We start from the raw sequence: 16,773 nt of genomic DNA on the forward strand, positions 1-16,773 counted from the left end.
TTTTAAGATAATCATAGTTAGAAAATATGATTAATTTTGTTGAAAATCTTTGCAATATTTTTCCATTGGTTTTTGATTTTTTGGAATTATATTTTCAATGTTTTTTATATTTTCTATTGCATTTTCTTTTGCCCGTTTCGCTTTTAATAATTCAGAATTCTCTGAAGCAATTTCATATTGTGCTTTACTCATTTTATAAGTTGCACATAAATTATCGGATATAAGCTTATGATTGCCAGAAATTAGAGCTACAGCTAGATCATCATGGAGTTGAATTCCTTTCTGATTATTTTTACTTATCAAGTGATCAAATTCAGTTTGAGTCAATTTTTTTGCGTAAGATGGATGATTTGTAAATATTAAAAGTAATAAAACTGGCTGAAGGAAATGGCTAATTAGCTTAAAATTTTTCATAAACTTATCTTTTTCTAGTTGTAATTTTGATCCTACATTAACATGTATTTTTTTTCAATCTGCTAAACTATACCTATCCATAAAATGATGAGTACATATGAGTTTAGCCAACCTGATTGATGAATTAAATCCTCAACAAAAACAAGCCGCAACAACAGAAGCACAGCATAGCTTGGTTTTGGCAGGAGCAGGTTGTGGTAAAACCAAAACCATCGTGGCGCGTGCAGCTTATTTAATTGATCAAGGCGTGCCTGCTAATCAAATTCAAATTTTGACTTTTACTCGCCGTGCAGCGAGTGAAATTGTCGCTCGTGTGGAGTTGGCTCTGGGGGAGCAAGCCAAAGGGTTACGTGCATCAACCTTTCATACCTTTTGTATGTACCTCTTGCGCCGCATTCCAAAAGCTTTTGGTCTAGAACAGTTTTCGATTATTGATCGTGATGATCAGCTCATGATGTTCCGCCTGATTCGTGGCCGTGATGATAAGAAAAACCCCAATCACTTGCCCAAGCCGAAAGAACTCTGTGATCTGTATTCCTTTGCGCGGAATACGCGCCAAAAACTCAGCATTGCCATGGAAAAGCAAATGCCAGAGTACTTTGCGTTGAAAGATCAAATCGCGGATATCATGAAAGAATACGAAGCCCGTAAACGTGCGCGAAGTTTTTTAGATTATGACGATATCTTGGCGATTGTGGCAAAAGCCTTAGCGGAATCAGATGGACTGGTCGATTATGTCGCTTCGATTTGTCGCCACATGTTGGTTGACGAAATGCAGGATACCAATCCGCTGCAATGGGCGTTACTTGAGCCATTAAAAGAACGTGTCAGTTTGTTCTGTGTCGGCGATGATGCACAGTCCATTTACGGCTTCCGTGGTGCAGACTTTGAAAATATTCATCATTTCAAAGAGCGTGTACCCGACGCACAGATTTTCAAACTCGAAAAAAATTATCGTTCAACCCAAGAAATTTTAGATCTGTCGAATTGGTTGTTGGATGAAAGTGAAATTAAATATGACAAACGCCTAGATGCCTATCGTGGTGAAGGGATTAAGCCGAAAATGCATATTTTCCCGAATGAGTTTGATGAAGCCAAATGGATTGCCATCGACATTAAAGAGCGTCATTACCTCGAAGGCAGCAAATGGTCGGATCATATGGTGCTTGTGCGTTCAAGCTTTGCCGCCCGTCATATTGAAGCAGCCTGTATTGCCGCAAACGTACCGTATCGCTTTATTGGTGGAATGAAATTACTTGAAACAGCCCATGTCAAAGACTTACTCAGTGTGCTGCGTGTAGTGGCTAATCCCTTAGATGATATTGCGTGGATGCGCTTTTTAACCTTGTGGAATGGTGTGGGTGATGTAGGTGCGAGTAAGTTATCGCAGCAGATTTTACTCGAGCCAGAAATGCAAGCCATTGCAACCAAGTTGGAAAAGTTTGGCAAAGTACCTGACCAAGCGATTCTGATGATGAAGCAAATGTCGGTGTTGAAAGATCAGGTCAAAGAATGTGTAAGCTTGGCTGTTCAAGCGATTTCTGAGCAGCTAGAAGAAAACTATAAAAAAGATTGGAACCGCCGTGTCGGGGATTTTGATCTGGTGAAACAACTGGCATCAAAGCATACACAGCTCAGTGAATTTCTTGAAGAGTATGTGCTCGATCCTGTGTCCATTTCTGAAATTGAACGGCAATCAGATAGTGATGTCGTGACGTTAATTACCATTCATTCGGCAAAAGGAACGGAGCAAAAAGTCTGTTATGTGGCGAATGTCACGCCAGGGCAATACCCGCATGCACGTGCCCAAGGCAATTTCGATGAAGTGGAAGAAGAGCGTCGCGTGTTATATGTGGCGCTGACACGTGCGCAAAATGAATTAATTTTGACAAAGCAAAACTTGAACCACTGGGCACGTGAAACTGTCGATGAGCAAGGCCGTAAAGTAGAAAGTTACTTTATGAATGATTTAACTCGAAATTTATGTAGTTTGGAAACACACTATAAAACCCGTCAGCAAACCGTAAAAAGTGCCTTAATCGAAAGAAAATCGATTAATTTAGATTTTGGTATCGATCTCGATTAAAATAGATTTTTGACGTGATTTACACGCAAGTTAAAAAGCAAAATAGACAAATGCTTTTTGATGATGCTGTCTATTTGGAAGATTGAATGAAAATTTTAGTACGTAACTTAGAGCGTTCAGTTACTGAAGCAGAATTGGTTGAACTGTTTAAACCATTTGGCGCAGTAGAGTCTGCTGTTGTTGTTATGGATGCAAGCACAGGTAAATCGAAAGGGTTTGGTTTTGTCGAAATGCCAAATGGTCGTGAAGCTGTAAAAGCGATTAAAGGCCTGAATACTTTGAAAGTCAAAGGTGCGGGTATTCGCGTAAAAGCGGCTGAAGATAAGCCTAAAGCATAAATTCAAAAAGGAGCGTAACGCTCCTTTTTTTATCGGTGATCTATGAAAAAATGCTACTCGGCTTTGTCGATTGTTGCGCCATCTGGTTTGAACATTGCGTGCGGGCTTAAAACGCTTGAAGGCCGCTCATGGCAGCCCGAACATTTGCCTTTAAAAGATTTAGTGATCGTGGAAAATCAACGCTACTTACATGAAAGCGGAGATGAAGATATTGGACGTGCAGTGGCGATGGTCGATGTATATGACGTTCATGCATGGACTGAAAATGAGGTAGAGCAAGCACAGGCAACATATTGGGCAGCAGGATACTGGGCTTGGCGTCTGGAAAATATCAGGATGATTGATTGGGATATGCCTGTTCCCGCAAAGCGTGACATTTATTTAATTGAAATCGATCATCCATAATATTTATTGTGAATTTCCTAAAAATCCGTTTAAGCTTATTCATGTAGAAAAACGCCAAAATTTAGGGAATTGTTCATGTCTCGTGTTGCTCGCTTTCATGCTGATCGTACCAATCAAAAGTTATATTTTAGCCGTCTTGCATGTCAGCAAGCCGAGCAGACCGATCATGTTCAACAAGCTCAGGCTTATCGCGAAGCAGCGGTTTTTCATTTGCATGGTGCAGTACTTGCGTTTTTACAAGAGTTGGTGCGTTACTATCGTTTAAATGATCCTGCGCCCACGTTAAAGTCGATTGAAACGCTGATGGCTGAAAAAGGTCAGGTATCACCTGAAGTGACTGTTATGCAGCAATTGGCAAAGCAGGGCTTTATTGCAGAGCTGAAACGCGCACATCGTATGTGTCAGTATGCACCTGAACCGTCTGCACCAGAGCCAGAAGATGAAACGTCTTCAAATTTAATTATTAAAGTTACCCAAACACCGCAAGCATGGTTGCCAGATACCGCTATTTTGCGTGAATGGCATCGTGATCTAACTCAATTAATTGATGGATTTCGTAACGAGATGGTGGAGTTCTAATTGGACTATTGCTACTTGAAATAAATTTATTTAACCCGATATAAGATTATCTAAGTAATACAAAGTGCAGATGCCTTTATCACCATGTTGCGCATGGAGGGATATATGTCTATAGAACAGTTGAAAGAACTCTTTGGGAACCAGGAAGCAATTTTAGAGCTGGTTCAATTGGAAGGTGGTGAGTTGGCATTGCGTAATGCAGGCTCAGAAAAAGAGCCTTTGGTGACTATCCAATTCAATGAAGAATTACGCAATATTTTGGGCGATCAAATGAGTGTGATCGCTCAGCAAATGATTCAGGCTGCATTGTTTGGTTTGTTAGAAAAACAAGTGGATGAATGGCATGCCGAAGTGGTCGATGAAAAGCCTAAATATATGAGCTAATCATATAGGCACTGATTTTTAGATCATGATGAAAACGCACCTTTCGGTGCGTTTTTTTATGCCCAAAATGACACTTAGACTGTGCCCAGTTCAGTAGGTGAGATCAGTATCGAACCTAAAAATACAATAAAGACCCCGATGAGCTGTAAGAAAAAAAGGATTTTTGGCATCTTGCCAATACAGAATCAGAAAGACGAGGGAAATGGGATAAAACAATAGACAGCCCAGTCCCCATAAAATACTGGTTTTAAATGCAGCGATGAGAAAGCCCAGACCGCCAATTAAAATAATGGCAAGGCCTAAATAGAGTATGTACATGTTTTTCTCGTTTCTTGTTTGAAGTTTTTAAAATGATGCTTTGTTTGATGCTCATTTTATCAATATGTTTTTTAAATTCAATTAGTTGTAATTTTAAAATTAATGAATTATATCCATTAAAAAAAGGCGATGCTTAAATGCATCGCCTTTTGGGTTTTGCTCATAAGAACTTAATTAGGCACTTAGTTTAGTGTGTCGGAGTTTGGTGATGGGCAATTTGGATTTGATTTAAAATATGATTGCTCATATTTTTCGCCATTTCCTCTTTGGCATAATAAACCTCACCGATATTGTCACGACGAATGACTTCAGCTTCTTCTTTACTTTCCGCACACACCAATACTTGGATAGAAGGATTCAGCATTTTGGCAATATCGACAATTTTATGAATATCTAAAATATCCATAGGTGAAATGACCAAAAGGCGTGCGTGTTGAATATGGGCTTGAATTAAAACACCCGGTTCTGTTGCTACACCGGATACCGCAGCGATGCCTTTTTCCCGCAAGTTTTCCACGATTTCACGGTTTTCTTCAGCAATAACCACTTTAATGTTTTCATTCATTAATTCGCGAGTAATACGACGACCGACTTCACCATGACCAATCAGCACCACCTGATCACGCAGATAATCCTGTGAGACCTCATCCGGCAACATGGCCAATGGGTCACTACTACGTTCCAGTAAACGGGCCAAATTCGAGCGCTCACGGATGAGTCGCTGCATAGGCTCGATTGCAGAAAATATAAATGAATTCAGCGTAATCGAGATTAAAGCGCCTGCCAGTATCAGATTTTGACCTTCCATTGAAAGGAGATTTAGAGATACACCTAAGGTCGCCAAAATAAATGAGAACTCACCAATCTGCGCCAAACTCGCCCCAACGGTTAATGCGGTATTGATGGGGTAACGGAAGAACAACACCAACGCCATTGCAGCGATGGTCTTACCAATCATGATAATACCGACCACAGCTAAGACATGAAGCGGTTGTTCAATCAAGATCCGTGGATCAAACAGCATGCCGACGGAGACGAAAAACAGAATCGAAAAAATTTCACGAAGCGGCAGAGTTTCTTCTTCTGCACGGTGACTAAAGTCCGATTCTTTGACTACCATCCCAGCAAAAAATGCGCCCAGTGCCATGGATACACCAAATACCTTGTAGGCACCAAAAGCAATAGACACGGCTGCTGCAACCACGGTGAGCGTGAATAATTCACGTGAGCCTAAGCGCGCAACCACTTGCATAATCATTGGCACTAAGCGTTTACCAATGATTAGCATAAAGGCAATAAAACCTGCCACTTTGAGTAAGGTAATACCAAGGGTGAGCCAGATATTTTCATCTGCACTACTTTCTGTGAGTGGCTGTCCACCAAGCAATACTGCTGTGGCAGGGAGTAAGACCAGAACCAAGACCATGACCAGATCTTCAACCAAGAGCCAGCCTACAGCAATTTTACCATTCACGGAGTTAAGTAAGCCTCGGTCACCGAGAGCCTTGAGGAGAACCACCGTACTTGCACACGACAAACTTAAGCCAAACACTAAGGCTGAGCCCATGCTCCAGCCCCAAAGCATGGAAATTCCCATACCCAGTAAGGTCGCCACTGCAATTTGTAATACTGCACCTGGAAGCGCAATACGTCGAACTTGCATTAGGTCGCTGAGTGAGAAGTGCATACCTACACCAAACATCAGAAACATCACACCAAGTTCTGCCAACTGGTTGGCAAGGTGGATATCACCAACTACTCCAGGCGTATTTGGGCTAATAATAATACCGGCAATCAGATAGCCGATGAGGGGAGGAAGTCGCAGGCGCGCAGCTATATAGCCAAAAATTAAGGCAAAACCAAAGCCAACAGCAAGTAATATTATGAGTTCTACATCATGAGGCACTAAAAACTCCTTAAGCCTAAGTTAAGGGTAAAAAAGACAAGCACAAAAAGTGCCAAAAGCATTTTGAAAGTTTAGCAATTCGAATAAAAAAAATGCAAAAAAAAACGACCTAAGCAGGTCGTTTTTTTCAAAAAACTAAAATTATTTGATTTTAGCTTCTTTGAAAATTACGTGTTGACGGATTTTTGGATCAAATTTTTTGATTTCCATTTTTTCCGGCATAGTACGTTTGTTCTTAGTGGTAGTGTAGAAATAACCTGTACCAGCAGAAGAAACTAGGCGAATTTTATCACGCATGTTCGTAGCTCCTTAGATCTTTTGACCTTGAGCACGTAGGTCAGCAACAACCTTTTCGATGCCCAATTTGTCGATAATACGCATACCTTTAGTAGTTAGACGAAGACGTACGAAACGTTTTTCGCTTTCTAACCAAAAACGGTGGTGATGCAGGTTCGGCTCGAACCGGCGTTTAGTTTTGTTGTTGGCGTGTGAGACGTTGTTACCAACGACTGGACGCTTGCCGGTAACTTGGCAAACCTTAGACATGGTGTAACTCCATTGATTTAGCCAACAGCAAATCTGTATGGCCAGTCAAAAAAAACATTGAATTCATTCAAGGGGCGTTTTATATCAAAAATGCGCTTAAAAGACAAGCGATTTTGCATAAAACGAACGATCACCTAGTGTGATCGTTCATGCCTTGATCGTTTATCGAAGAAGTGTCTTCGAAATCAGTTTGTGGATCGGCTTATTGAACGGTGGAAGAATGAATTTCAAACTATAGAGTTTTGGATTCGACATCACCGAGCGTTCATGCGACAAACTGAAGAAACCTTCTGGACCATGATATTTCCCCATACCCGAAGCCCCCACACCGCCAAACGGCAGGTCATCTTGAGCCACATGGGTTAATACCGTGTTTTGTCCGAAATGTCCTGAATGGGTACGTGTTGCGACATAGTCGGCACGTGCCTGATCAAAGTCGAAATAGTATAAAGCAAGTGGACGAGGACGGCTATTAATAAAAGCAATAACCTCGTCAATTTGATCATATTCCATGATCGGAAGGATCGGACCGAAGATTTCATGCTGCATAATTTGCATGTCTGGAGTGACACCCGTTAAAACAGTCGGTGCAATTTTACGTACAGCGTCCACATCTTCATTTTGTGGGTTAAAACTGATGATTTGTGCGCCTTGATCACGCGCATCTTCTAAATAACCTTGTAGGCGGTTGTACTGCTTGTCATTAATAATCGAGGTGTAGTCCTGATTATGAGCAATACTTGGGTACATAGCTTCAACGCACACTTTATAGTGATTTAAAAATTCAGCAGTTTTACCACGAGGTAAGAACACATAATCAGGTGCAACACAAGTTTGACCTGCATTCCAAAGTTTACCAACAGCAAGACGCTGTGCGACATCTGCTAGGTCAATAGACGGATGAACCAATACAGGTGACTTTCCGCCTAATTCTAAAATCACCGGAACTAAGTTTTCAGACGCTGCCGCCATGACGGTTTTACCGACATTGGTCGAGCCAGTAAAAATCATTTTGTCGAAGGCAAGGTGACTAAACGCATCTGAAATTGGGCCACCACCATTGACGACTGCGACCAATTCTTGAGGAAATGCTTCTGCGAGGGCTTTTTCTAATACATCACCGAATGCCGCAGAGGCACTCGAGATTTTGATCATGGCATGGTTGCCCGCAGCCAAAGCACAAATCAGTGGGCCTATAGAAAGAAGCAGTGGGTAGTTCCATGGCGTAATAATGCCGACGACACCAAGCGGTTGATATTGCACCCATGCTTTTGCAGGTTGATGAATAATTCCGACATGGCGTTTGGATGGTTTCATCCAGTCTGTCAAATGCTTGCTATAATATTTGATGTGTTCAAGACATGTGAGCAACTCACCAATCTTGGTTTCACCAATAGAACGGTTACCATAGTCTTGATTAATTGCATCAGCAAATTGATCTTGATACTTAACTAAGATACGCTTAAGCCGAGCCAAACGGTCTATACGTTCCTTCGCTGTAGGCAATGGGTAACGTAAATACGCTTGTTTCTGCTGTTCCAACATATTGTTGAGATGCTGGTGATCAAAAGAATGTGGTGTCATTGAAGTTGTTTTTGTTTGACTATTCATGTCGCACGACCATATCCAAATTAGCGATTAATTAATTTTTAGAGCAAATACTCTAAATAGTCAAGTTACTTTATGTGTTAGTGTTCTAATGCTTTGAAATAAATGGTTGTTTTAGGATGTCTCACACCAAAACCTTAAAAACGAAAGAACGTATTTTGCAGCTGAGTTTGCAGTTGTTTAATGAGCGTGGCGAGCGTTCAGTGACAACCAATCATATTGCTGCTGAACTGGGAATGAGTCCTGGTAACTTGTATTACCATTTCCGAAATAAAAGTGAAATTATTAAGGAATTAATGGAGCAATATCAGCATGAAACGCTAGAAATGTTAGCGCTTCCTGATGATCGTCAGCTTGATGCCAATGATAAAATTCGCTATTTCCAAGTGTTAAGTAGCCAATTATGGGCTTATCGATTTTTACATCGTGATGTTTATCACTTGGTCGAAAATAATGAAGATTTCCGCAAAATGTATCCACGTTTTGCCGGTCAAGTTATGCAACAAGGGCAGAAAATTTATCGTGCTTTTGTCGATGCAGGCTTAATGCAGATGACCGATTCTGAAATTGAGGCCTTAACCATTAACTTGTGGATCGTGCTGACCAACTGGACCAACTTCCTTTATATGTCGGGCCATATTACCGACTCCAATACTTTGGAAGAAAAGTGGGTGTGGCAAGCACTGCGACAAATGGTGTTCTTAGAAGGCGCATATCTACGTGGTGAAAGCCGTGAAACCTATGAGCGATTGCTCGAAACTTTAGGGCCGTCGGACTTGTTTGCAAGTCTTTCAAACGTAAAGCATCAGGTTACTGAATAAGACTATTTAGTCTGGCTTTAAAAAGCGTTAGAATACTCGGCTCTTTTTTCAATTTAACTGATTAGTGATATAAACCAACATGAATATGTCGACCGCTAACACAGCACGCTTACTCATTACCTGTGAAGATAAACCAGGGATTGTGCAAGCTGTATCGAGCTTTTTGTATCATCAGGGAGCAAATATTACCGCACTTGATCAATACGCGACTGAAGCTCAAGGGGGGCGATACTTCATGCGTGTTGAGTTTGAATTGGACAATTTACAAAGCCGTAAAGAAAGTCTAACTCAAACATTTGCGAGCAATGTTGCTGAGCGTTACAACATGCACTGGCGTTTAGCTTTAGTCAGTGATGTGAAGAAAGTCGGTATCTTGGTGTCAAAAGTTGACCATGCTTTGCTTGAGCTGTTGTGGCGTCATGCACGTGGTGGTTTGCCATGTGAAATCACCAAAGTCGTGTCTAACCACGATGCTTTACGTGAATCTGTAGAAAATTTCGGTATTCCGTTTGAAGTTGTTCCTGTGAATAAAGAAAACAAACGTGAAGCTTATGAGCAAATTGATCAGTTGATGCAAGGCAATGATTTATTGGTTCTTGCTCGTTATATGCAAATTTTAGACGAAGAATTTGTTCAAAAGTGGGAAATGAAAGTGATCAACATTCACCATTCATTCCTCCCAGCCTTTGTTGGTGCGAACCCATATAAGCAAGCGCATGAAAAAGGCGTGAAACTGATTGGTGCAACAGCGCACTATGTGACTGCTGATCTTGACCAAGGTCCGATTATTGAGCAAGACGTAGAGCGTGTCAGTCACGACTTTACCGTTGAACAATTGCGTGAGTTAGGTCAGGACGTAGAGCGTAATGTACTCGCACGTGCAGTCAAATGGCATCTTGAAGATCGTATTATTGTCGATGGTAATAAAACTGTTGTATTTCAATAAAACGAGATGAATTGTTGATTAAAAGGGCATACTTTAGGTATGCCTTTTTTTATATTATGATTAAAAAAAGTCATTAAAACTGACGAATTAATAGTTGCAAATGAAAACACTTCTCATTTATTATTGCCGTACTTTAATTGTGCTAACCGATGAGCATGATTGTATTTTTGACAAAATAAATGCAATCGCTTCTTCAAGGTAACTGAGTTTAATGAGTCAATCTCCCGCTCCAATGATGCAATCACCTAACCCGATGAAAAAGAAAATCATTACTGCGCTTCTCGCTGTTGTGGTAGGGCATATGGGGGTATTGTGGGCGGTCAGCAATATGAAAGCACCAGAACTTAAACCGATCGAAAAAGATCCGATTAAAGTTCGCTTTGTGAAGATTGTTGAAGAGAAAAAACCAGAACCTCCGAAGCCAAAACCAGAACCGAAGAAAGAGCCACCAAAGCCAAAAGAAGTTAAAATTGTAGATAAGCCTTTACCACCTCCACCGAAGAAAGTGGAAAAAGTGGAACAGGTGAAAAAGAAAGATGCGCCGAAACCAACTGTTGAAGCGGTCAAAAACGTACCACCAACACCTGTTGTTTCAACTGTGGTTTCTGAAACGAAAGTCGTTCGTGTTGAACCAACACCTCCGGCACCTGTTGCACCACCACCTGCCCCTCCAGCACCACCTGCGCCACCGACACCTAAAACTGTGAGCATTGGTAATGGTGTCAGTTGGATTAAGAAACCTAATGTTCAATTTGAAGATGGTGAATTAAAAGCGTCGTGTACAGTTGAAGTTGCGATTGCAGCAAGTGCTGAAGGTAAAGTCGAATCAGCAACGATTAAAAACTCGACTTGTGGCGCTGCTGTAAACCGTAAAGTGACTGCTGCAGTGAAGCGTGCACGTTTATCCAAATATATTGATAATGGTGTGGCAACTCCGACGCGAGTTGATCAACCATTCAACTTTAAACTTAATTAAGATTCCGGCTAACCCATTAGGAGTTCGAATATGAACTTTTCAGTTTATTGGCAACATGCAGATGCAGTCAGCAAAACACTGTATTTCGTGTTACTTGCAATGTCGATTGCGACTTGGACGATCTTCGTTCTTCGTATTATGGGCACACGTCAGCTCAAGCAAGTGGCATATAACCACCTTGCAGATGCACTAAGCAAACTGAAAGCGAAATTTGCTCCTTTAGCTTTTGAACAACGTAAGGCTGTGGCAGAACAAGCATTACTACGTCAAATTTCGGTAGAAAAAGCTAATGCTGAAAAAGGCGTATCTGTATTGGGTACGATTGCTTCAATTGCACCGTTCGTAGGTTTGTTCGGTACTGTGTGGGGTATTTTTCATGCCCTTGTAGCAGTAGGAAAAAGCGGTCAAGCAGGTCTTGCACAAGTAGCAACACCAGTCGGTGAAGCCTTGATCATGACGGGTCTTGGTTTGGCTGTGGCGATTCCTGCGGTTTTGGCTTATAACATCTGTGTTCGTTTTAATCGTACACTTTCGAATGAATTGCAAGATCAAGCGCATGGTTTATTGATTGATACTATGTTGCAACAAGAATCTGCAGCGAAGAAAGAAGACGTGAAAACTGCGCAGCAAAGTTTAGCTGGAGGTCAAGCTTAATGGCTTTTCAATTGGGTGAAGACAACGATGCTGGCATGAATGAGATGAACCTCATTCCGCTCATCGATATTATGTTGGTATTGATGATCATCTTCTTGGTGACTGCGACTGTTGCCAACCCATCAATTCCATTAACCTTGCCACAAACGACTGCAGAAGTGATTGATCTGCCAACTGAAAGCGTAACCATCAGCATTAACTCAGCGGGTGATATCGCTTGGAATGGTGATATTGTCACGCTCGAAGATTTAGAAAGTCGTCTAAATACAGCTGGTCAGCAAGAACGTAAGCCTGCATTGGTATTAAAAGCCGATAAAGAATCACGTTATGACACAGTTGCACAAGTGATGTCGCGTGCGAGTGGAGCCGGACTCAGCGATATCGCCTTTGCCAGTGATAACTAAGCACTGAGCAAAGATAACTAAAAAAAGCGACTGAAATGTCGCTTTTTTTATGTCTCTATTTTGAAAATAGATGCCGTTTAATTAGATCACTCAGATTTGAGTAGGTCTTGAAATTTGCTACGTAATTTCATGAGTTTAGGTGGTATTGAGAAATTACAATAACCTTGGTTTGGGTTACGTGCAAAGAAGTTTTGATGATATTCTTCGGCAGGGTAGAAGGTCGGCATTGGACTCAGTTCAGTCACGATATTGATGCCTTCAGCTTTTAATTCTTCAATACGTTGTTCAGCCAGCTGCTTTTGTGATTCGTCCTGATAGAAAATCACTGAGCGATACTGTGTACCGACATCATTGCCTTGACGGTTCAGCGTGGTTGGATCGTGAGTTGCGAAAAATACATCTAGCAATTGGCTAAAACTGATTTGGCTGTCATCAAAATTGATCTGAATGACTTCTGCATGTTGGGTGTTTCCCTCACAGATTTGCTCATAGCTCGGATGCTGAGTAACTCCCCCTGCATAACCACTGACGACTGTTTGCACGCCCTTTAGTTGTAGAAAAACTGCTTCTACACACCAAAAGCACCCACCACCAAATACCGCTTGTTGCATAGTGAAATCCTATCTTGTTCCCTGATGTTTAATATGGGGTTATAGCTAAAAACTGCAATGTACGTCTGTATACTAATCACAAGTTTATGTGCATTAAATGTCTCTGGCATGACTGAACAGTGAATAAAAAAGTCTGCCGAAGCAGACTTTTAAAATGATTTAACGCGGTTGAACAGCGCTTTCATATTGAATTAATAAATTGCCGTGACGGTCTAGCAATTTCAAGGTTTTTCCAAAAACTTGATAATGCGTTACCTTTTCGAGTGCTGCATGGTACTGTCGCTCTAGCCCATTGTTATTGAGACAAGCCATTTGTGTCGCAGCAATCGGGCCAAACGTTATGGTGTCTTTGCCAGCATTATAGCCACCCATTATACGATTACAGCCGTCTGCACCTGAGACACGTTTTGAAGCCGCATCGAATTGAATGCTTGGAATATTCTGCGCATTGGGTGCTGTTTTGATTGGAGTGTTGCCAATCTGAGTGGCAATCCAAGTACGATTCTGTAATAGGTTTAAATTTTCAGTTATGGTGTTGTCTTGTGCAGGCATGCTTTCACAGCCTGTCACCACTAAAGTTGAAACCAAAGTTGCAGCAACAAATATTTGTTTTAGCATCGGAATTTCCCCGTGGAAGCATTTCAACTATCTAAGCAAATATCGCACAGATAAGCTAGCCATATTTGTATCATTATTTAAGAATTACAATTGATTGGCGCTTGGATTTGAATGTGAATGCGGCAAACCTTGTCGAATTAATTTGGAATATTGTTCACTGCTCAGTTGCTTGATTTGAGAGACACGAGGGTTAACATGGGCTTTTTGATACCATGTTTTCATATCCCAATTTTGGTCTATGGCATGGAGGTCATACAAATAATTCGGCAAATAACCGGATGCAAATAAGCGGTAATCGGTTGGAAGTTGATGTTTGGAAACCGCTTGAATCATGTCAAACACCAGTGTTGTACAATTACTGGTGAGCGTGTTGTACCATTTAGGTTGAGTCTGCAGTTCATCAGCTTTATGGAGATATTCTACAAACAGCGCCTGCATTTCAGATTTTGGCATGTTTACGGGGAAGAAATAAACCTGTTCTCCGCGTGTATTACTGCGGGTATAGATGATATCTTTTTCATCTGATGCAATGAGGCTCAGTTCATATTTACGGAAAAAACCACCAATCGCAGAGAATTCTTCAGTTTTCTCTTTGCGAATTTCAATCGAAAACGTCAGCGGTGGTCTGTCAGCAAAATCAAAACTGACCAGTGTATGGGCAATTTGCGGCCCCATCCAATACGAGGTAATGATGTTGACGCCATTGATTTGACTTAGGTCATATTGGCGGGTTTCCCAACGCGGGGTATAGCTGCCATCGGCATGCCAGTCGAAATTACGCACATTGTGCAAGGTGATGAGATTGCCTTGCTTTTCATAATGTAGAATTTCTGCTACTTCAGGATTCCATTCACGATCTTGGCGTGCTTCCATGCCAAAATACCAAAATAGACCACAGATAAAGCCCACAATATAAATCAAGACATCTTTACGACGGCTAAAAAAGTGTTGGGTAATATAGATGCCTAAAATGCTCAGGGCGAAAGCAATCCAGATCCCAATGATAATGCGGCTGCCTAACCAGCCTGCCGGTTGCTGTATCCACAGGGCGGCACAGAGCCAAATCGAAGAGCAGAGGACAAATACACTAAATAGGGCATGAAGAATACTTCGCCCTATTTTTTTGAACATTGCTCGTTGGTCACTCTGTTGCATATTTTTCTTTTAGCTTAAGATTTTTCTTTATTTTCGGTAAGTTGCGAACTCAAAAGCAATCCCAGTTTTGTCGTCGATATGTTGTTCTGACGCCACTTTTTGAAAGTCCGCAGGAATTTCAGGATAATGCGCATCACCTTGAACATCCAGTTCAACATGCGTGAGTTCTAAACGGTCTGCAATGCCGATGGTTTGCTTAAAAATTTCACCACCACCAATAATAAACAAACTCGTTGGTTTTTCTGAACTTGCAACATCAGCAACAGCTTGCGTTAATGCCTCGTCGATACTATATGCGACTTTGGTGCCTTCAAATGACCAAGTGTTATCTCGTGTAATTACCCAATTGACACGCTTCGGAAGGGTACGTCCCATAGACTCTAAGGTTTTGCGTCCCATGACCACTACACCGCCTTGAGTGATGGCTTTAAAGTGCTGTAAATCGGCAGATATATGCCACGGCAAATCATTCCCTTTACCAATGCAGCGCTGCTGATCCATAGCGACAACGTGCACGATTTCTAAATTTTGAAATGCCATAGTTTGAACTCAAATAGCCGAAATATTTGCCGTCTATTAGAATGCAAAATCCCGCTTGAGGTAAAGCGGGATTTTGCTTTTCACTTGGAATTTCTAAAAATTAAACCGCAACAGGGGCTTTAATCGCAGGATGTGATTCATAACCTACGATTTCAATATCTTCAAATTTAAAATCGAAAAGATCGGTAATTTCAGGATTGAGTTTTAATTGGCACAGACCCATTGGTTCACGTGTCAGTTGCAACTGCGCTTGTTCGAAATGGTTGGCATATAAATGTGTATCCCCACCGGTCCAAACGAAGTCACCTACACCTAGACCACAAACTTGCGCAATCATGTGTGTTAACAGGGCATAGCTGGCAATGTTAAACGGCACACCTAGGAAAACGTCAGCACTACGTTGATATAATTGGCAGGATAATTTTCCGTTTTGGACAAAAAATTGGAATAAGGTATGGCATGGTGGCAATGCAACATTACCTGCCTCATTTGGGTTCCAACCCGACACGATTAGACGACGAGAGTTAGGATTAGTTTTGATTTCATTGACCAACCATTTAATTTGGTCAAAACCATCTTGTTCATATAGGCCATCGGCTTTTTTGGTTGCACCGAAATTACGCCATTGATGACCGTAAACAGGACCTAATTCGCCGGCAGGACGACCAAAGCGTGCAGTTTGTTCTGCGGTAGACCATTCATCCCAAATCGACACTTTATTGTCTTGCAAATATTGAACATTGGTATCGCCTTTAAGGAACCACAACAGTTCAATCACGATAGAGCGGAAATGAACTTTCTTGGTGGTGAGTAAAGGGAAACCTTGAGAAAGATCGAAGCGCATTTGATGACCAAATACAGAACGTGTTCCCGTACCCGTACGGTCGCCCTTGTCGCCGCCGTTGTCGAGAATGTGTTGTAAAAGGTCTAAATACTGGCGCATGTCTCTCTCATAATTTGCTAAATTTCTTGTGGCACATATTAGCTTGTTTTGCGTGAGGAAGGAACTGCGATGGGTACTTGAATATGGTCAGGTTTAAAAAATCAAAATCATACGGTGTTTATTTGGTGATGACCAAATTTTGCAGGCAACAAGCGCTGAGTTGTCTGGGCTGAAGACGCCTATTAATAACAATTACATCAAGTGTTAACGAGACAATATGTCTGATAAATCAAGCATGAGCTTAGAAGACTTAAGCTCTATTGTTTACATATTAAGCGATGTTACATTCGCAGCGTTGAAAAAAATACAGATAAGTTTGATTAAAAAATACACGTGATTTTTCTCATTATGAAGAGGTGATTTTAGGCTATTATTTCTGAATAAGAGTTTGATATCAAAAATAAATCTATTTGAGTTAAAAATAGACGGTCGTATTTAAATGTGAAGATTTGTTTAAGAAATCTTACATTTTTTACATGAAAAAACATGATTTACGCGGTACTATCACCCTCGTTAAAATT

Annotated in this window: 20 protein-coding genes; 10 read left to right on the forward strand and 10 right to left on the reverse strand. The window is 41.2% G+C overall.

Annotated features, from left to right (window positions below; genetic code table 11):
- Positions 1–30: 30 nt before the first annotated feature.
- Positions 31–414, reverse strand: coding sequence for a hypothetical protein (locus FTU22_RS04945; RefSeq protein WP_180093291.1), 384 nt, complete (start codon positions 412–414; stop codon positions 31–33).
- A gap of 97 nt (positions 415–511) precedes the next feature.
- On the opposite strand from FTU22_RS04945, the gene FTU22_RS04950 reads away from it, so the two are divergent.
- The 5 genes from FTU22_RS04950 (at position 512) to FTU22_RS04970 (ending at position 4,206) form a co-directional block, all read left to right on the forward strand.
- Positions 512–2,500, forward strand: coding sequence for an ATP-dependent helicase (locus tag FTU22_RS04950; RefSeq protein WP_168377891.1), 1,989 nt, complete (start codon positions 512–514; stop codon positions 2,498–2,500).
- Between the two features lie 86 nt (positions 2,501–2,586).
- On the forward strand, positions 2,587–2,838 hold the full coding sequence (locus FTU22_RS04955; protein ID WP_078189697.1) for an RNA-binding protein: 252 nt from the start codon (positions 2,587–2,589) through the stop codon (positions 2,836–2,838).
- 42 nt (positions 2,839–2,880) lie between these two features.
- Positions 2,881–3,243 carry an ASCH domain-containing protein gene (locus FTU22_RS04960; protein ID WP_180093293.1) on the forward strand — a complete coding sequence of 121 codons (363 nt, stop codon included), beginning with the start codon at positions 2,881–2,883 and terminating at the stop codon, positions 3,241–3,243.
- 75 nt (positions 3,244–3,318) lie between these two features.
- Positions 3,319–3,822: a DUF6586 family protein gene (locus FTU22_RS04965; protein WP_180010190.1), complete on the forward strand. Its 504-nt coding sequence runs from the start codon at positions 3,319–3,321 to the stop codon at positions 3,820–3,822.
- Between the two features lie 105 nt (positions 3,823–3,927).
- Positions 3,928–4,206, forward strand: coding sequence for a hypothetical protein (locus FTU22_RS04970; protein WP_078192732.1), 279 nt, complete (start codon positions 3,928–3,930; stop codon positions 4,204–4,206).
- A 505-nt stretch (positions 4,207–4,711) separates the two neighbouring features.
- On the opposite strand, the gene FTU22_RS04975 is transcribed toward FTU22_RS04970, so the two are convergent.
- The 4 genes from FTU22_RS04975 to FTU22_RS04990 form a co-directional block, all read right to left on the reverse strand.
- On the reverse strand, positions 4,712–6,430 hold the full coding sequence (locus FTU22_RS04975) for a cation:proton antiporter (protein ID WP_111884066.1): 1,719 nt from the start codon (positions 6,428–6,430) through the stop codon (positions 4,712–4,714).
- Between the two features lie 141 nt (positions 6,431–6,571).
- Positions 6,572–6,727 (reverse strand): 50S ribosomal protein L33, encoded by a 156-nt coding sequence (gene rpmG / locus FTU22_RS04980; protein WP_001205031.1) that lies wholly within the window; start codon positions 6,725–6,727, stop codon positions 6,572–6,574.
- 12 nt (positions 6,728–6,739) lie between these two features.
- Positions 6,740–6,976, reverse strand: coding sequence for a 50S ribosomal protein L28 (gene rpmB / locus FTU22_RS04985; RefSeq protein WP_000048256.1), 237 nt, complete (start codon positions 6,974–6,976; stop codon positions 6,740–6,742).
- A gap of 162 nt (positions 6,977–7,138) precedes the next feature.
- Positions 7,139–8,587 (reverse strand): coniferyl aldehyde dehydrogenase, encoded by a 1,449-nt coding sequence (locus FTU22_RS04990; RefSeq protein ID WP_180093295.1) that lies wholly within the window; start codon positions 8,585–8,587, stop codon positions 7,139–7,141.
- Positions 8,588–8,703: 116 nt separating this feature from the next.
- Between FTU22_RS04990 and FTU22_RS04995 the strand changes: the two genes are divergently transcribed.
- The 5 genes from FTU22_RS04995 to FTU22_RS05015 all read left to right on the forward strand — a co-directional run bounded on the left by FTU22_RS04995 (position 8,704) and on the right by FTU22_RS05015 (position 12,385).
- Complete coding sequence (locus FTU22_RS04995; protein WP_078192728.1) at positions 8,704–9,405, forward strand: TetR/AcrR family transcriptional regulator; 702 nt, start codon at positions 8,704–8,706, stop codon at positions 9,403–9,405.
- 79 nt (positions 9,406–9,484) lie between these two features.
- Complete coding sequence (purU, locus tag FTU22_RS05000) at positions 9,485–10,351, forward strand: formyltetrahydrofolate deformylase (protein WP_078192727.1); 867 nt, start codon at positions 9,485–9,487, stop codon at positions 10,349–10,351.
- Positions 10,352–10,562: 211 nt separating this feature from the next.
- Positions 10,563–11,327, forward strand: a complete 765-nt coding sequence (locus FTU22_RS05005) for a TonB family protein (RefSeq protein WP_111884065.1) — start codon at positions 10,563–10,565, stop codon at positions 11,325–11,327.
- A gap of 30 nt (positions 11,328–11,357) precedes the next feature.
- A complete protein-coding gene (locus FTU22_RS05010; protein ID WP_078192725.1) occupies positions 11,358–11,981 on the forward strand; it encodes a MotA/TolQ/ExbB proton channel family protein in 624 nt (207 codons plus the stop codon).
- Positions 11,981–12,385: a biopolymer transporter ExbD gene (locus tag FTU22_RS05015; RefSeq protein WP_078192724.1), complete on the forward strand. Its 405-nt coding sequence runs from the start codon at positions 11,981–11,983 to the stop codon at positions 12,383–12,385. The genes FTU22_RS05010 and FTU22_RS05015 overlap by 1 nt, the downstream gene beginning before the upstream one ends.
- An 86-nt stretch (positions 12,386–12,471) precedes the next feature.
- Here the strand turns inward: FTU22_RS05015 and msrA are convergent, their stop codons facing one another.
- From msrA to thyA, 5 genes are all read right to left on the reverse strand, one after another.
- A complete protein-coding gene (gene msrA, locus FTU22_RS05020) occupies positions 12,472–12,996 on the reverse strand; it encodes a peptide-methionine (S)-S-oxide reductase MsrA (RefSeq protein WP_180024449.1) in 525 nt (174 codons plus the stop codon).
- A 159-nt stretch (positions 12,997–13,155) separates the two neighbouring features.
- A complete protein-coding gene (locus tag FTU22_RS05025) occupies positions 13,156–13,614 on the reverse strand; it encodes an META domain-containing protein (RefSeq protein ID WP_180093297.1) in 459 nt (152 codons plus the stop codon).
- A gap of 84 nt (positions 13,615–13,698) precedes the next feature.
- Positions 13,699–14,769, reverse strand: a complete 1,071-nt coding sequence (locus FTU22_RS05030) for a DUF4105 domain-containing protein (protein WP_180093299.1) — start codon at positions 14,767–14,769, stop codon at positions 13,699–13,701.
- Between the two features lie 27 nt (positions 14,770–14,796).
- A complete protein-coding gene (locus FTU22_RS05035) occupies positions 14,797–15,309 on the reverse strand; it encodes a dihydrofolate reductase (protein ID WP_180010197.1) in 513 nt (170 codons plus the stop codon).
- A gap of 100 nt (positions 15,310–15,409) precedes the next feature.
- Positions 15,410–16,252 (reverse strand): thymidylate synthase, encoded by an 843-nt coding sequence (thyA, locus tag FTU22_RS05040; protein WP_078189681.1) that lies wholly within the window; start codon positions 16,250–16,252, stop codon positions 15,410–15,412.
- Between the last annotated feature and the right edge of the window lie 521 nt (positions 16,253–16,773).

This window comes from Acinetobacter sp. YH12076, assembly GCF_013419525.1.
Classification (GTDB): Bacteria; Pseudomonadota; Gammaproteobacteria; order Pseudomonadales; family Moraxellaceae; genus Acinetobacter; species Acinetobacter amyesii.

Excerpts from the sequence above, each read along its gene's own strand:
- FTU22_RS04965 (WP_180010190.1), top strand. The coding sequence starts at position 3,319 with ATGTCTCGTGTTGCTCGCTTTCATGCTGATCGTACCAATCAAAAGTTA.
- msrA (WP_180024449.1), bottom strand. The coding sequence starts at position 12,996 with ATGCAACAAGCGGTATTTGGTGGTGGGTGCTTTTGGTGTGTAGAAGCA.
- FTU22_RS04960 (WP_180093293.1), top strand. The coding sequence starts at position 2,881 with ATGAAAAAATGCTACTCGGCTTTGTCGATTGTTGCGCCATCTGGTTTG.
- FTU22_RS04990 (WP_180093295.1), bottom strand. The coding sequence starts at position 8,587 with ATGAATAGTCAAACAAAAACAACTTCAATGACACCACATTCTTTTGAT.
- FTU22_RS05015 (WP_078192724.1), top strand. The coding sequence starts at position 11,981 with ATGGCTTTTCAATTGGGTGAAGACAACGATGCTGGCATGAATGAGATG.
- FTU22_RS05005 (WP_111884065.1), top strand. The coding sequence starts at position 10,563 with ATGAGTCAATCTCCCGCTCCAATGATGCAATCACCTAACCCGATGAAA.
- rpmB (WP_000048256.1), bottom strand. The coding sequence starts at position 6,976 with ATGTCTAAGGTTTGCCAAGTTACCGGCAAGCGTCCAGTCGTTGGTAAC.
- FTU22_RS05025 (WP_180093297.1), bottom strand. The coding sequence starts at position 13,614 with ATGCTAAAACAAATATTTGTTGCTGCAACTTTGGTTTCAACTTTAGTG.
- FTU22_RS05030 (WP_180093299.1), bottom strand. The coding sequence starts at position 14,769 with ATGCAACAGAGTGACCAACGAGCAATGTTCAAAAAAATAGGGCGAAGT.
- FTU22_RS04995 (WP_078192728.1), top strand. The coding sequence starts at position 8,704 with ATGTCTCACACCAAAACCTTAAAAACGAAAGAACGTATTTTGCAGCTG.
- rpmG (WP_001205031.1), bottom strand. The coding sequence starts at position 6,727 with ATGCGTGATAAAATTCGCCTAGTTTCTTCTGCTGGTACAGGTTATTTC.
- thyA (WP_078189681.1), bottom strand. The coding sequence starts at position 16,252 with ATGCGCCAGTATTTAGACCTTTTACAACACATTCTCGACAACGGCGGC.
- FTU22_RS05010 (WP_078192725.1), top strand. The coding sequence starts at position 11,358 with ATGAACTTTTCAGTTTATTGGCAACATGCAGATGCAGTCAGCAAAACA.
- FTU22_RS04970 (WP_078192732.1), top strand. The coding sequence starts at position 3,928 with ATGTCTATAGAACAGTTGAAAGAACTCTTTGGGAACCAGGAAGCAATT.
- FTU22_RS04945 (WP_180093291.1), bottom strand. The coding sequence starts at position 414 with ATGAAAAATTTTAAGCTAATTAGCCATTTCCTTCAGCCAGTTTTATTA.
- FTU22_RS04955 (WP_078189697.1), top strand. The coding sequence starts at position 2,587 with ATGAAAATTTTAGTACGTAACTTAGAGCGTTCAGTTACTGAAGCAGAA.
- purU (WP_078192727.1), top strand. The coding sequence starts at position 9,485 with ATGAATATGTCGACCGCTAACACAGCACGCTTACTCATTACCTGTGAA.
- FTU22_RS04950 (WP_168377891.1), top strand. The coding sequence starts at position 512 with ATGAGTTTAGCCAACCTGATTGATGAATTAAATCCTCAACAAAAACAA.
- FTU22_RS05035 (WP_180010197.1), bottom strand. The coding sequence starts at position 15,309 with ATGGCATTTCAAAATTTAGAAATCGTGCACGTTGTCGCTATGGATCAG.